Origin of the sequence: Enterobacter sp. 5-4 (assembly GCF_000612205.1) — a bacterium.
Classification (GTDB): Bacteria; Pseudomonadota; Gammaproteobacteria; order Enterobacterales; family Enterobacteriaceae; genus Enterobacter; species Enterobacter roggenkampii.
On sequence record NZ_JFHW01000008.1, the window covers coordinates 29,758 to 43,713 of the forward strand.

Genomic DNA, 13,956 nt, shown 5'->3' on the forward strand with positions numbered 1-13,956 from the left:
CGGGAATTGCAGAGCGTGTGCCAGAGAAGCAGGCATGGCGTTTTGCTGCCGGAGTCTGGTTCATTCTTCATGCAGCTTCTACGAATGGTAATGCGTGAATAGTGGTTAAAAATTACCAGGTCATTTTCTTAAAAAATGAGCCGTTCATAAATATGATGTGAGGTTTATATCTGTACCCACTACAGGCGTTAGTATATTCATAGCGCATTTCAGGAGACTGTAATTTACATTTTTTGTCTGCTTCTATTCACGATCAGCACTGAATTGTTAAAAATTCACTGTGTTCATCGGTTGATTTTTAAACTGTCGAGGCGGAGAATCCACACAAAAATAAAGGATAAGGATTTCATATGTTTCGACTCTACAGGTCACATGAATTAACACGGCGATTAGACCCTGAAGATTTTCAATATATTCTGACGCCTGCGGGCTCGCTGAGAGAGGCATGTATTTATTACGATCTTTCTTATGAAGCGAACGGTCACAGTCTTACTTTTGGTCTCCCCAAGAAAAAATATAGCGTATCCCCACATCAAAGACCGTATGAACGCAGGTATCGCAGCGACGCAGATCCCATTTATGACGAAGTAAAACACGAGCTGAAAATTGGTTGGCTTGTTGGTGTGGATACCTCCAGGCGCTGGAGCAGCGACCGGAACCCGTTTTATATCGACAATAACGGCGAGCTAATTTTTACCCCTACTTCCTCATCGTGGCATGCATGGTATAAGGACGAAATCCTGAGTGCCTACCGGCACGTTATTGCCGATCGGCAAGGCAGGAAGCCCGCTCCTACTCAACGGATGCATTATGATTATTACGCGCCAACCTCTGCACCGTCGGAGAAAACGCTGAACAGTAAAGCTGTGGGTCGTCTGCTCGCCGCTGGTGGTATTTATAACGGCAATATTACAGGGTTTCAAGAAACCGCGCTGCAGCTTGGCGGAGATGCTCCAGCAGGTTATGAGCAAGTCATGAACAACAAAGGGTTAATCATTGCGAGCGCCTCCGTTGCGGCAGGATTAACAATGGGCAGGTTAAATCCTTTAAGCGAAATAGATGAAATATCGGGGCTCAGTAAAATACCAGCATTTGAGAGCCCATATGTAAAAGGTTTCACCTCTCAGAGCGGCACACTAGTGAATGCTGAACACGCGGTTGTCGACCCGAAAAAACTCGCGGCTTATGCTTTAGATTCAACACATCCTACTGGAGGACACAAAGCCCGAGTGTTTGAGTCAGCGCTGGGATACAACCCAACTAATGCAGATGTTTTAGCCGCAAGAATTCAGGACGGCGTATTATTGGCCCCAGCAAAAGTTTTGCAGGCAAATAGTTACGGTCAAACAATGGCTGTCGAAATGCCCATTTTAGGCGTCAACGGTGAAACAGCAATCGTGCGTACTGGCTGGATGTATGAAACAGACGCGTTAGTTCCTCGCCTGACAACCCTATTCGTTAAATGAGAAAATACAAATGAAAAGAGCCGAATTAGACGTTGTGGTTTTAGGAGAGGATTTACCGAATGAAGGGCTGGTAAAAGGGACTATTGGTACGATTGTTATGGTTTTCAATACCCCGACGCTGGCCTATCTTGTCGAGTTTTGCGACGAAGAAGGAAGAACAATAGCAATGCCTGCTTTGCTTCCCGCTCAGTTGAAGAGTTATTTCACCCCAAATATCCTTAAAACATTGCTGGTTGACAATAATTTCCCCGTAGCGAACCCAGTAGATCCAGACGTAATAGCAGATTTGATGCGCAACGCCGCCCCTGCTGAATGGGATGCTCAGAAGAGAAGAGTTTACGAGGATATCCAACGCCTGATGATTAACCGGCTGGACTACTCTGGTATGTTCGAAATCATGGATGGACTTGAGTATAACGGTTTGACGCTGTACAGCCTGGCGCAGGCGGAAAACGGTGAACCCGTATGGTCGAATATCTACATTCGAAACGTTGAAATACGTGACAACGATATCTATGTTGATCCAAACCTTACTGACAAGGTACTCATTGGTGAAGATGCTATGTCCGTGTTTGCCTACAACTTCAAAGATGACTGTTTCGAGATCCGTGATAAGGCATCGACCGAATTTGCCATTGAATCACATGTTAACTTCAGCGAAATGTTGTCCGCGCTGATTGATACAATGAACTGAAATCCGCAACATCCATTGCTGGTTGTAATTGCAACCAGCCTATTTCTTCCCAGCGCCGCCTGAACAATCACGAAGCAGATAACCATCGCAGTCCGTTCATGAACTTCCCTCATGTTGCATTGAAATTAAGTCACTTCCCCTGCGCCACGGGCTCAGGCATAAATTATGCATTGGTAACTTCTTAGCAACATGAACTTAGGATGCATAACCACAATGAGCAAAGCTTTCACATATACCCTTAAGCGCAGTTGCTTCGATGAGAATTACAACCCGTCAGAAAATACGCGTACGACCACCAACTTCGCCAACCTGGCGCGCGGGGAAAAACGTCAGGAAAACCTGCGCAATACGCTGGTGATGATCAACAACCGCTTTAATGCCTTAGCGCGCTGGGATAACCCAAACGCCGATCGCTATGCGGTTGAACTGGAAATCATCTCTGTCGATTTGAATATTGGCGCGGAAAAGCCGTTCCCGGCCATTGAGATACTGCAAACCACCATTGTCGACAAGAAAAACAACCAGCGTATCCCTGGCATCGTCGGGAATAACTTCTCGTCTTACGTGCGGGATTATGATTTCAGCGTGCTGCTGCTGGAGCACAACAAGAACCAGCAGCACTTCAGCATTCCGGAAAAATTTGGCGAACTGCACGGCAATATCTTCCGCCATTTTGTGAATTCACCTGAATACAAAGAGAACTTCACAAAAGGACCGGTGATTTGCCTGAGCGTCTCCAGCAAAGATACCTATCGCCGCACCGGTAACCAGCACCCCGTGCTGGGCGTTGAGTACCAGCCGGATGGCGAATCGCTTACGGAGCAGTACTTCGCGAAGATGGGCCTGAGCGTGCGTTACTTCATGCCGGAACACAGCGTGGCGCCGTTCGCGTTCTTCTTTACCGGGGATTTGCTGAGTGATTACACCGACCTCGAACTGATCGCCACCATCAGCACGATGGAGACGTTCCAGAAGATTTATCGCCCGGAAATTTATAACGCCAACTCGGCGGCGGGACTGTGCTACCGACCGGATCTGAACCAGCAGGATCACTCCTTAACCAAAATTGTGTATGACCGGGAAGAGCGAAGCCGTCTGGCGATTGAACAGGGTCGGTTTACCGAAGAGTACTTTATTAAGCCTTACAAACACATTCTTGAGCAGTGGTCTGATAACTACACGCTTTAATACATTAAAAAAGGTCTTTTATTATGAAAACATTGCTCCCGACTTCAACGGCTGGCAGCCTGCCAAAGCCGACCTGGCTTGCGCAACCTGAGACGCTCTGGTCACCGTGGAAGTTACAGGATCAGGAACTGCTGGCAGGCAAGCAGGATGCGCTGCGCCTGTCTCTGGATGAGCAGATCCGCGCGGGAATCGATATCGTCAGCGACGGGGAACAGACCCGCCAGCACTTCGTCACCACCTTTATTGAACACCTGAGCGGCGTCGATTTTGAGAACCGCCAGACGGTGCGCATTCGTAACCGCTATGACGCCAGCGTGCCGACCGTGGTTTCCGCGGTTGCGCGTCAGAAACCGGTCTTCGTCGACGATGCAAAGTACCTGCGCCAGCTCACGGACAAGCCGATCAAATGGGCCCTGCCGGGGCCGATGACCATGATCGACACCCTGTATGACGCGCACTATAAAAGCCGCGAAAAGCTGGCCTGGGAATTCGCCAAAATCCTCAACCAGGAAGCGCGAGAGCTAGAGGCCGCAGGCGTGGACATTATCCAGTTCGATGAACCGGCGTTTAACGTCTTTTTTGATGAGGTCAACGAATGGGGCATCGCCGCGCTGGAGCGCGCCATTGAAGGGCTGAAGTGCGAAACCGCGGTCCACATCTGCTACGGCTACGGCATCAAGGCCAATACCGACTGGAAAAAGACGCTCGGCTCGGAGTGGCGCCAGTACGAAGAGGCCTTCCCTAAGCTGCAGACCTCTAACATCGACATCATCTCCCTGGAGTGCCACAACTCCCGCGTGCCGATGGATCTGCTGGAGCTGATCCGCGGTAAAAAAGTGATGGTTGGGGCGATCGACGTGGCAACCAACACGGTTGAAACGCCGGAGGAAGTGGCCGATACGCTGCGAAAAGCGCTGCAGTTTGTCGACGCCGACAAGCTGTACCCGTCAACCAACTGCGGCATGGCGCCCCTCTCCCGTCAGGTTGCCAACGGCAAGCTTAAAGCACTCAGCGCTGGCGCAGAAATTATCCGCCAGGAGCTTGGCGCGTAATCCCCTTACGCTGCCAGTACGGCGGCGTACCAAAGCGCTCGACGTAATAATCAATCACCGCCCTGACGTTCAGGGGCGGATGTCGGGCATCAGGGTAGATCGCCGCGATAGCCTGTTGTTCCGTAGTGATGGCGCACTCCAGCGCGGGCAGGAGCGGAATCAGCTCACCGCGCTGGAGCGGCTCGCTCACCAGCCAGTCCGGAAACAGCACAATCCCCATCCCGCCAAGCGCCGCAGCCAGCAACGCTTCCGCATTATTCGAGGTCATCAATGGCGTCACGGGATAGTGTGTCCACGCCTCACCCGCCCTGCGCAACAGCCAGCGGTTAGGCCCTGACGATCCGCGATACACCAGGCAATGATGGCGGTTCAGATCGTCCGGCACTTCTGGCGCACCGTGTTTACGCACGTAGTCTGGCGACGCGGCCAGATGGTACACCTGCTGCCCAAACACCCGCGCGCGAAACGACGAGTCCGTCAGCACGCCAATGCGGAAGATAAGGTCTGCCGCATCCCGGTGGGGGTCAATGAAATCATCGGTCAGCGTCAGCTCTACGCTCAGGCGAGGATAGCGTGCCGACAGGCCGGGAAGTCCTGGGGCTATGTGCTTCTGGCCGAAAAACACCGGTCCGTTAATGCGGATCGCACCGGACGGCTCCACCGCACGCGCGTCCAGCTCCCGGCGCGCCTCTTCCAGGTTTTCCGCCATTGACCGGGCATAGCGAATAAACAGATGACCGCTTTCCGTGGGAATGACGGCCCGCGTATTGCGATAGAAAAGCTGCTGCCCGAGCGCATCCTCGAGCTGGTGGATCACGCGCGATATCTGCGAGGCCGATATCCCCTGCCGCCGCGCCACGACGGAGAAGTTCTGCGCTTCATACACGTCGATAAAGATCAGCAGCGCGCGGATGTTGATGTTGCTGGCGTCAACCATTAATGCATATCCTGCAAAGGTGTTTGCAGCATTATGGCATTTTTCTCATTGCACAACCCACGTAATCTTCTTCGCCTGAAAACGGAGGAAGAAGAATGCAGTTGGTTTTGATTTTACTGGTGATTGCTGGCGGGATGGGCCTCTCCGTCGAGGCGGGACTGCTGGGCCCCCTGGGGGGAAAAGTCGGGGATTTATGGGCGACGTTCAGCATTTTTGGCGTCGGCGCCGCGCTGACGTTTTTGCTGATGCTGTTTTTCAGCCCGCGCAACAGCCCGTCGTTTTTCGCACAGCCCGGCTGGCAGCTCCTCGGCGGGGTGCTGGGTCCGATCTACGTCGTCATACTGACGCTCGCCACGCCGACTATCGGCATCGCGCTGACGATGATTGGCATTCTGGCAGGTCAGGTTTTTAAAAGCCTGATCATTGACCACTTTGGCCTGCTGGGTACGCCGCACAGGAAGATAAACGCAAGACGCATCGTGGCGCTGGTTTTTATTATTGCCGCACTGGTACTGGTCGCAAAGGGGTAAACACATGACACTGATGATGATAATTCTGGCCATCTGCGGCGGCGCGACGCTGAGCATACAGGCCGCAATTAATGGGCAGCTCGGCAGCAGCGTGGGCGTTTTCAAGAGCGCGTTTCTAACGTTTTCCGTCGGCGCGCTGGTGACCGCCCTGCTCATTTTCTTCTTTGAGCCTAAGCAGGCGGTCACGCTGCTGGACGTGCCGAAATGGCAGCTCCTCGGGGCGATGTTTGGCGTGCCCTATATCGTGATAATGGTGCTCGCCGTACAGCGGATCGGCACCGCTGTCGCCACGGTGGCGGTGATATTCGGCCAGCTCGCCATGAGTATGCTGATTGATAACTTTGGCTGGCTGGGCAATCCCGCCATTTCGTTTTCACCGAGCCGTCTGAGCGCGCTGGTATGCCTGGGGATTGCCCTGTACTTCATCTACTCCAGCAGCAAAACCGGCAGCGTCCGCGACTAAGCTGAAGTCTTACGGGTAAAGAACAGCGTTACCGTGGCGACGGTGACGCCCAGTTTCTTCATCTCGGTTTTATTAAACAGATGGTTCTCATCCTGCAGGTACATCCAGTCGTCAAAGTTCAGTAGCCAGGTGCTGCCGTTGGCCTTCACGTTCATGCTGTAATGCCAGTTGAACGCGTTGCCGGCGGCCTGCCCCGTTGCTACCCCTTCAATATCCCCCGCCGTGCCTTCGTAGCGATCGTTCCCCACGCGGCGGATATGCCAGACCCGCTGCTGCTTCTCACCGTCGTCATAAACGAAGTGCTCGTTCAGCGTCAGCGTATCGCCGATAACGTCCCCGGCAATCTCAACGTGAAAGCGGCGGATCTGCTTGCCGCTGCGATCCTGTACCATCCCCCACGCTTCGGTTTTGCCCTGGAAGTAATGGAAGATATCCAGCCGCGGCTGCTGCTGGCGATACTCGGTCACCTCCGTGCTACAGCCTGCCAGCAGCATCGTCAATGCCAGCGCCATCATCAGGATACGTTTCATTTTTGGCCTCCGATTAACTGCTGACGCAGCTCAGGGTATTGCGTACGAGGGTCGAGCCAGATGGCCAGGAAGCGGGTGCTGAACGCTTCTGACTGACGCGGTCCGAGTGGAATAAAGGCTTTTTGCGCCGCTGACGCGCGATACCAGAACTGCCCCTGCCCGTCGTCGAGCACAAACGCCAGCTGTGCGCCCGGCCGGACATCCGGCCACAGAGAGCGCAGCATCTGTAACCAGGCTTCGCTTCGGGGTTCCCGTTGCAGGATCCCCTGCGCCTGCCACTGGTCGCGGGTCGCCTCGACCAGCTCATCGCGATCGATATCGCGCGCATAGGTAATAATCAGCGCCTGATCCTGGTTCTCCCGACCGTAACGCCCGTCCGGCGTACGCAGCTGGGAGGTATAGACGGTGAATGGCCCCCAGGTGAGCGTGGCATCACCCACCTTCCGCCACGCCAGCCAGTCGGCGGCCTGAGCAACAGGAACAACCAGCGTCAGACAAAGCAACAAAACCGCAGCTCTCATTTTTGTCTCCCCATCAGCAGGTGGAAAAACAGCATCAACACCAGCCAGCCCGGCGCCATCCAGCTGATGACGATAAAGGTCGGCTCCAGAAACGTGATGGCACCCAGCCGCTCGCCAATCAGGTACGCCACCGGCCCTCCCACGGCGGCCAGCAGGGTGAGCAGCCAGCCGGGCAACGTGGTGGTGCGCGTAAGCTGCGTCCAGACGGTGGCGAACATCAGCCATAATGCCACCATCCATAGCGGCATCAGGGCATCACCCGTGAAGGCGATCAGCCCCGTCAGCGCCCAGAGCGTATCCAGCAAACTGCCCGCCGCGGCCAGCCCAATGGCGTAAAAACGGTATACAGACGGCAAGAGCAGGCACGCCAGGATCGCCAGCGCGAGCCAGATAATCAGGCCCTGTTCGCGAAAGAGCACCACCAGCGCCCAGTAGAGATCGAACGCGACGGCCAGCAGGAAGACCTGAAGATATCGTCTCATACGCGCTCTGCGGTCAGCTGCACCACGCTGATGGTGCGGGCGTTAAACCCGGCTTCACAGTAGCCAAAGTAATAAAGCCACATGCGGCGGAACCGCTCATCAAAGCCGAGCTTTTCAATCTCCTGCCAGGCGTGGACAAAGCGCTGCCGCCAGTGCGCCAGCGTGCGGGCGTAGTCCGGCCCCATGTCGAAGAGATTGCGCACCACGAAATCGGTGTGGCGCGTCATCAGCTCGTTCATCGCGGTGATGCTCGGCAGGAAGCCGCCGGGGAAAATGTAGCGCTGAATAAAATCGACGCTTTTGCTGTAGTCGCGATAGCGCTGGTCCTGAATGGTGATGGCCTGAATCGCCATTCGTCCCCCCGGGCGCAGCCGCGCCTGACAGGTCCGGAAGAATGTAGGCAGATAGCGTTGCCCGACGGCTTCAATCATCTCTATTGAGACCAGCTTGTCGTACTGCCCGGTGAGGTCGCGATAGTCGCAGAGCAGCACCTCAACACGATCCTGCAACCCGGCGCGGGCGATCCGCTCGGTTGCCCAGACGTATTGCTCCTGCGACAGCGTGGTGGTAGTCACCCGACAGCCATAATGACGGGCCGCGTATTCCGCCATCGCCCCCCAGCCGGTGCCGATTTCCAGCAGGTGGTCGGCCTCGCTAAGCGCCAGCTGGTCGCACAGGCGCGCCATTTTGGCCTGCTGAGCCGTCGTGAGATCCTGCTCGTCTGCGGTAAAGAGCGCGCTGGAGTAAAGCAGTTCCCTGTCCAGAAAATGGGCATAGAAGGTGTTGCCCAGGTCGTAATGGGCGGCAATATTTTCACGCGCCTGCGCGCGGGAGTTACGCCGCGTCCAGTGGCGAAAACGCTCCAGCGGTCGGCCAAGCAGCCGGAACCCTTTCTCAAGACGGCCAAGCACCTCGCCGTTGAGGGCAAGGATTTGCAGAAGCGGCGTGAGCTGCGCGGTTTCCCATTCGCCGTCCATCCAGGCTTCAGCGGCGGCAAGGCTCCCGCCCGTTAAGACGCGCCAGTAGACGGCGGGCGTGAGGATCTGCACGTCGGCGTGCAGCGTGGAGGATGGCTCGCCAAAATGGAAGGTCTGCGCCCCTTCACGCAGGGTGAGCGAACCACCGCGGATGCCGCTTAACAGACGAAACAGCAGCCATCGCGCGAGGCGGACGTTGCGCGGGATATCGGGTTCTAACGCAAAGACGGGATCGGTCATGAGCGTTCACTCCTGCTGACGGGATGGTTATACAGCGGCACGCGCTTGAGCCACAGCCTCAGCGCCTGCCAGTAAATGGCGAAAACGGTTTTCAGGGTCATAAGCGGGATGCGCAGCAGCAGCGCGCGCAGTGCCGGACGGGTCAGCGGCTCCCGGCGCAGGGCGAGCGTGGCGTCGAACACCTTCGCTTCCTGATGATTTTCAATGTGCATATGCAGCGTGTTATCCGGATCGTTGAAGCGCCAGTGGTAGATCATGTCCATCGGGTTGAAGGGGGAAACGTGAAACGCTTTTTCCGTGGGCTGGGCATGTTGCCCGTCGACCGCGTAATAATGACGCTCGTTCCACGGCGTGTTGCGAACCTCCGCCAGTACCCAGCGCAGAGTCCCCTTCCCGTCATAGCAGTAGTAAAAGTTGACCGGGTTAAAATGGAACCCGAAATACCGCAACTGCGTCAGAAGCATGACCCGCCCGTCCGGCCGTTCCCCGGTCAGGCTCTCCAGCCTGCTGAGCACGTTCTCTTTGAGCGGCGTGCCGAGCGGATAGTCCGCGTCGTGGAACGCGGCGGCGGCAAAGCGATTGCGGCGCACGCCGACGGACGCCAGCAGCGGCAGCTCATCAAGATCCAGCCAGGCCATAAAGACTCTGTAGCGAAATTCATGGGTTTTCGGCTGAAGGCGGCGGTGGCGCAATACGCCGTGATAGAGGCAGCTGTTCATCTCAGTTCCCCTCTCCGGCCGCTATCGCGTTGACCACGTCCAGCGCGCTGCGCACGCCGTCTTCATGAAAACCGTTGTACCAATAGGCTCCGCAGAACCAGCTCCGCTGGTGACCGTTGATCTCGCCGCGCCGCGCCTGCGCCCGCCAGCTTTGCGGGTTAAACAGCGGATGCTCATAAACGAAGCGTTGCAGAACGAAGCGCTCATCCACCGGCGCGTCCGGGTTCAGGGTGACGCAGAACAGCGGGCTGCCCGCAGGCAGCCCCTGCAGAATGTTCATGTTGTAGGTCACACAGGCGCTGGCCTGCGCCTGCGCGCTCAGCCGGTAATTCCAGCTCGCCCAGGCGCGCGGCCGCACCGGCAGCCAGCGCGGGTCGCTGTGCAACACCACCTCGTTGCGCTGCCAGCCGATATCGCCCAGCACCTCGCGCTCTGCGGAGGTCGGGTCGTCAAGCATCGCCAGAGCACTGCCGGAGTGGCAGGCAAATATCACCTGGTCGAAGGAATGGCTGCCGTTTTCAAGCTGGAGCGTGACCCCGTCCTCGTGGCGGCTCACCCGCTGAACCGGTGAATTGAGATGCAGCGTCAGCCGATCGCCCAGTTTGTCCAGCATCGCGCGGATATACTCTCGCGAGCCGCCCGGCACCACGTACCACTGCGGGCGATGGGTGATATCCAGCAGACCGTGGTTTTGGAAGAAACGTAAAAAAAGCGGCAGCGGGAAACGCTTCATCTCCTGCAGCGAGGATGACCAGATAGCGGCCCCCATCGGCAGAATATAGTGGCGCGCAAAAAACGGCGTAAAGCCGTGCTGGTCCAGAAACGTCTGCAGCGTGGCGTTCGGGTCCACTTCCCCGTCCAGCGCCTGTTTTGCCAGACGATTGAAGCGGACGATTTCACCGAGCAGCCGCCAGAATGTCGGATTGACGAGATTTCGGCGCTGGGCAAACAGCGACGTCAGGGTGTGGCCGTTGTATTCCAGCCCCGTCTCGGGGTTGTGTACTGAAAAGCTCATCTGGGTTTTTTGCCCGCTGATACCCAGCTCGCTGAGCAGGCCCATAAAGCGCGGATAGGTGCGGTCGTTGTAGACGATAAACCCGGTATCGATCGCGTATGTGCCCTGTGGCGTCGTCACGTCAACCGTTGCGGTATGGCCGCCCGGTGTGGATCCCGCTTCAAACAGGGTCACCTGATGGTGCCCTGCCAGTCGCCAGGCGCACGTCAGCCCGGCAATGCCGCTGCCGATAATTGCAATGTTCATGAACGCACCATCCTGCGCAGCAGCGTGCGCTGAAGAAAAGCAGGCAGCCCTGAGAGCAGCCGCAAAATGAAGCCAAATCCGGCAGGAAACGCGATGTGCATTTTCCCGGCCGCCAGCCCGATACGGATCGCCTTCACCGCCTCATCGACGGTCACCCGACCCGGCATGGCAAAATCATTTTTTCGCGTCAGGGGCGTATCGACGAAGCCCGGAGAGACAACCGTAACGGTAATCCCTTTTGGCTCCCAGTCCAGGCGCAGGCTTTCGGCAAACCAGCTCAGCGCCGCTTTGGACGCACCGTAGGCCTCTGCGCGGGGGAAAGGCAGCCAGTGGGCCATCGAGCTCACCAGCACCACGCGGTTGCCTCGAACCAGCTGCGGCTGCAGCGCCTCAAGGCAGTTCACCGGCCCGAGGAAATTGGTGTTCATGACCCGCTCCACCAGCGCTGCATCCACCACGCCACCGTCGAGGTATTCGCAGGTACCGGCGCAGAGAATAATCAAATCGGCGTAGCTGCCGGTCAGCGCCTGTCGGCAGGCCTCCCGGTCCGTCATATCGAACAGGCGAACGGTGAGATTGGGGCAGGTCTGATGCAGCGCTTCCAGACGCGCCGGATCGCGCCCGCAGGCAATCACATGATAGCCGTCAGCGGAGAAGGATTTCGCCAGCCCGGCGCCAATGCCCGAACTTGCACCGGTAATCAGTACCGTCTTCATGATTTGACCCTCCGCTTCACGCCGCGTACCGCCCAGCCCAGCAGAGGAAGATGTTCGTAGATCATCTCTCCCGCATCGTAGTAGTCGCGCTGGTGGGTGATGAGATCGTTTTCCGTCTCCACCACCGAGCACCCCGGCAGATCGAGCGGTTCGCCTCCGGCAATGCGCGGATGCGACCAGTGCATCACCCAGGTGACAACAAACCGGTTCCCGCTGCAGAGCGGCGGGTCGATAGAAAAACGGCAGTTCTCGACGTTGGCCAGCAGATGGGTGAAATAGCGCTGAAGCGCAAAGATACCGTCGTGCTCGCCGAACGGATCGACAAGCGTGGCATTTGAATGGTAAAGCCCGACCAGCGCGGACGGCGGCTGGCTATCCAGTGCGGCGTAGTACTCAACAAACCGACTCACGACAGAGGGCAAAGTGCTCATGGGTCACATCCTGGCTGTAAACAACGTGGCGTAATCGCATACTTAAAACTTACACAATTAACGTTATTTGTCCAAGTTTGTGCAAATTTATTTTTTATTAACCATAAATATCAACAACTTGATAACTCAATCATTTGACGGTTTTGTCGACCGGGTAAGGCGTAGCCGCCACCCGGCTTTCACTTTCAGGTTATCCTTAAGGCAAATTCAGCGGTCATCTTCCAGGCTTATCCTTTTTATTCATAAGGATGCCTGACATGAAACGTTTCTTTCTCTCCCTCTTCTCAAGCCCGGAATCCTTACTGCAGGTGATGAGTCAGCAGGAAATTATTGAAGCCGTGGAAGATGGCGACCGCATCATTATCGACCAGGACGGGAACGCCTCGGTGAACTACAAGAGCAACGAGGTGCGGCAGGACTTTCTGCGTCACGTTAACGCGCTGAAGAGGGCCTGATATGGGAACGGCGATATTTATGGTGCTGATGGTCTGCGGGTACTGGTACACCAGCCGCGACCTGTCGACCCGCTTTAAAATCAAGCGTTCCTTTGGCTGGGACGTCTATTTTCTCGTTGCGCTTTACGGCTGTATTTTCGTTCTGCAGGGGGTGATTGCTACGGGGCTGCTCTGGCTGCTGCTGCTCACCCTTTCTGCCGCCAACAACGCTTTCCACTTTGCCTCACCGAAATACACCGACTGGCAAATCGACTTTATGAACTGGAGTTTTTTAGGCATTCAGGCACCGGTGGTGGTGATGCTGGCGTTTGCCATTCTGTTTTGCCTCTACCGCTCTAACTGGGCAGGCAGCGCCAGGCTGGACGGTGAGAGTCGGAAAAAGCTCTACAAACGGCTTGCGCAGGCGAGCGGGATTGAACAACTGCTCTATCAGTGTATGGAGCAAGGCGAGCTGGCGCAGGTCACGCTCCGCTCGAGGCGGATATACGTGGGTATGATCCACACCGCAACGCTGGAATATGAAAAAACGGCCAATATCGTGCTGATCCCGATGTTGAGCGGGTACCGGGATGCGAAGACGATGAACCTGCGCATCGAGAATAATTACAGCCGGTGGTATGCGGAGCATGACATTACGCTCGACTCGGAACCCCGCAGCGCCATGTCATTCCGCAAGGTGATTTTACTCAATCAGATTGAGAGCATCTCGCTGTTCGATCCCGCTAGCGCCAGCGCGCTGTCGCTGGCACAGCGGGACGAGAGCCCTGGCCCTAAAGAGACATCCCCATAATTTTGAGTATGCTCTGCTGTGAGGCTGTTTCAAAAAGGACGTTCTTAATGCAGAGCATGCCCTGCTTCTGGTAGAACCGGTACGCTCCTGCGTTCTGCTCAAGCACTTCCAGCCAGAGAGAGTCCTTTCCCCTGCTCCGGGCCATGTCGATAATTTTATTGAACATGTCCTGACCATAGTGCTTGCCGGTCTCGGCAGGATCGAGGTAGAGCTTGTTGAGGAGAACGCCCCTCTTGTCCGTTTCCGGAAGCATGGCGTCCCAGGTCACTTTTATGAATCCCACTGGCCGATCGGTTTCTGCCACAAACCAGGAAACATGGCTCTCGGTCAGGCTCTGCTCAATGACGGAGGGGGCATACTCGGCGTCCAGAAAAGCCGTCATCTCGGCGTCTGATACCCACAAATGCTGAAAATGCGCGGGATAGATACGATATCCTAACTCGCTTAATAGCGTTGAATCGGCCCCGGTGGCCTGTCGAATTCGAAGCGTCATGGAAGGTATCC

Annotated in this window: 18 protein-coding genes; 8 read left to right on the top strand and 10 right to left on the bottom strand. The window is 56.1% G+C overall.

Annotated features, from left to right (window positions below; genetic code table 11):
• Positions 1-350: 350 nt before the first annotated feature.
• The 4 genes from AA74_RS0104065 to AA74_RS0104080 all read left to right on the top strand — a co-directional run bounded on the left by AA74_RS0104065 (position 351) and on the right by AA74_RS0104080 (position 4,400).
• The gene (locus AA74_RS0104065) at positions 351-1,466 is read left to right on the top strand and encodes a DUF6883 domain-containing protein (RefSeq protein ID WP_025911255.1); all 1,116 of its coding nucleotides are present in this window, start codon (positions 351-353) and stop codon (positions 1,464-1,466) included.
• Between the two features lie 10 nt (positions 1,467-1,476).
• A complete protein-coding gene (locus AA74_RS0104070; RefSeq protein ID WP_025911257.1) occupies positions 1,477-2,160 on the top strand; it encodes a YrhA family protein in 684 nt (227 codons plus the stop codon).
• Positions 2,161-2,373: 213 nt separating this feature from the next.
• The gene (locus AA74_RS0104075; RefSeq protein WP_025911259.1) at positions 2,374-3,348 is read left to right on the top strand and encodes a DUF1852 domain-containing protein; all 975 of its coding nucleotides are present in this window, start codon (positions 2,374-2,376) and stop codon (positions 3,346-3,348) included.
• A gap of 23 nt (positions 3,349-3,371) precedes the next feature.
• On the top strand, positions 3,372-4,400 hold the full coding sequence (locus tag AA74_RS0104080) for a methionine synthase (RefSeq protein WP_025911261.1): 1,029 nt from the start codon (positions 3,372-3,374) through the stop codon (positions 4,398-4,400).
• Here the strand turns inward: AA74_RS0104080 and AA74_RS0104085 are convergent.
• Entirely contained in the window at positions 4,375-5,337 is a 963-nt protein-coding gene (locus AA74_RS0104085; protein ID WP_023327409.1) for a LysR family transcriptional regulator, read from the bottom strand. The genes AA74_RS0104080 and AA74_RS0104085 overlap by 26 nt on opposite strands.
• A gap of 95 nt (positions 5,338-5,432) precedes the next feature.
• Between AA74_RS0104085 and AA74_RS0104090 the strand changes: the two genes are divergently transcribed.
• A complete protein-coding gene (locus tag AA74_RS0104090) occupies positions 5,433-5,867 on the top strand; it encodes a DMT family transporter (RefSeq protein ID WP_023292486.1) in 435 nt (144 codons plus the stop codon).
• Between the two features lie 4 nt (positions 5,868-5,871).
• Positions 5,872-6,330: a DMT family transporter gene (locus tag AA74_RS0104095; protein ID WP_025911274.1), complete on the top strand. Its 459-nt coding sequence runs from the start codon at positions 5,872-5,874 to the stop codon at positions 6,328-6,330.
• On the opposite strand, the gene AA74_RS0104100 is transcribed toward AA74_RS0104095, so the two are convergent.
• Genes AA74_RS0104100 through AA74_RS0104135 form a run of 8 tightly spaced genes read right to left on the bottom strand, consistent with a single transcriptional unit; the run spans position 6,327 to position 12,207 of the window.
• Positions 6,327-6,860, bottom strand: a complete 534-nt coding sequence (locus AA74_RS0104100; protein ID WP_023327407.1) for a DUF3833 domain-containing protein — start codon at positions 6,858-6,860, stop codon at positions 6,327-6,329. The two genes, AA74_RS0104095 and AA74_RS0104100, sit on opposite strands and share 4 nt — an antisense overlap.
• Positions 6,857-7,381, bottom strand: a complete 525-nt coding sequence (locus AA74_RS0104105) for a hypothetical protein (protein WP_023292489.1) — start codon at positions 7,379-7,381, stop codon at positions 6,857-6,859. Before AA74_RS0104105 ends, AA74_RS0104100 begins: the two co-directional genes overlap by 4 nt.
• A complete protein-coding gene (locus AA74_RS0104110) occupies positions 7,378-7,863 on the bottom strand; it encodes a DUF2878 domain-containing protein (RefSeq protein WP_021241374.1) in 486 nt (161 codons plus the stop codon). The genes AA74_RS0104105 and AA74_RS0104110 overlap by 4 nt, the downstream gene beginning before the upstream one ends.
• The gene (locus tag AA74_RS0104115; protein ID WP_025911280.1) at positions 7,860-9,080 is read right to left on the bottom strand and encodes a cyclopropane-fatty-acyl-phospholipid synthase family protein; all 1,221 of its coding nucleotides are present in this window, start codon (positions 9,078-9,080) and stop codon (positions 7,860-7,862) included. The genes AA74_RS0104110 and AA74_RS0104115 overlap by 4 nt, the downstream gene beginning before the upstream one ends.
• Complete coding sequence (locus AA74_RS0104120) at positions 9,077-9,799, bottom strand: DUF1365 domain-containing protein (RefSeq protein WP_025911282.1); 723 nt, start codon at positions 9,797-9,799, stop codon at positions 9,077-9,079. The genes AA74_RS0104115 and AA74_RS0104120 overlap by 4 nt, the downstream gene beginning before the upstream one ends.
• 1 nt (position 9,800) lies before the next feature.
• Positions 9,801-11,060, bottom strand: a complete 1,260-nt coding sequence (locus AA74_RS0104125) for an NAD(P)/FAD-dependent oxidoreductase (RefSeq protein WP_025911283.1) — start codon at positions 11,058-11,060, stop codon at positions 9,801-9,803.
• Positions 11,057-11,776: an SDR family NAD(P)-dependent oxidoreductase gene (locus AA74_RS0104130; protein WP_023292494.1), complete on the bottom strand. Its 720-nt coding sequence runs from the start codon at positions 11,774-11,776 to the stop codon at positions 11,057-11,059. The genes AA74_RS0104125 and AA74_RS0104130 overlap by 4 nt, the downstream gene beginning before the upstream one ends.
• Positions 11,773-12,207, bottom strand: coding sequence for a nuclear transport factor 2 family protein (locus tag AA74_RS0104135; RefSeq protein WP_008502330.1), 435 nt, complete (start codon positions 12,205-12,207; stop codon positions 11,773-11,775). Before AA74_RS0104135 ends, AA74_RS0104130 begins: the two co-directional genes overlap by 4 nt.
• A gap of 257 nt (positions 12,208-12,464) precedes the next feature.
• Between AA74_RS0104135 and AA74_RS0104140 the strand changes: the two genes are divergently transcribed.
• Together AA74_RS0104140 and AA74_RS0104145 are read left to right on the top strand one after the other, a co-directional pair.
• The gene (locus tag AA74_RS0104140; RefSeq protein ID WP_008502331.1) at positions 12,465-12,662 is read left to right on the top strand and encodes a hypothetical protein; all 198 of its coding nucleotides are present in this window, start codon (positions 12,465-12,467) and stop codon (positions 12,660-12,662) included.
• 1 nt (position 12,663) lies between these two features.
• A complete protein-coding gene (locus tag AA74_RS0104145) occupies positions 12,664-13,452 on the top strand; it encodes a hypothetical protein (protein WP_008502332.1) in 789 nt (262 codons plus the stop codon).
• On the opposite strand, the gene AA74_RS0104150 is transcribed toward AA74_RS0104145, so the two are convergent.
• On the bottom strand, positions 13,433-13,945 hold the full coding sequence (locus AA74_RS0104150; RefSeq protein WP_025911286.1) for a GNAT family N-acetyltransferase: 513 nt from the start codon (positions 13,943-13,945) through the stop codon (positions 13,433-13,435). The two genes, AA74_RS0104145 and AA74_RS0104150, sit on opposite strands and share 20 nt — an antisense overlap.
• Between the last annotated feature and the right edge of the window lie 11 nt (positions 13,946-13,956).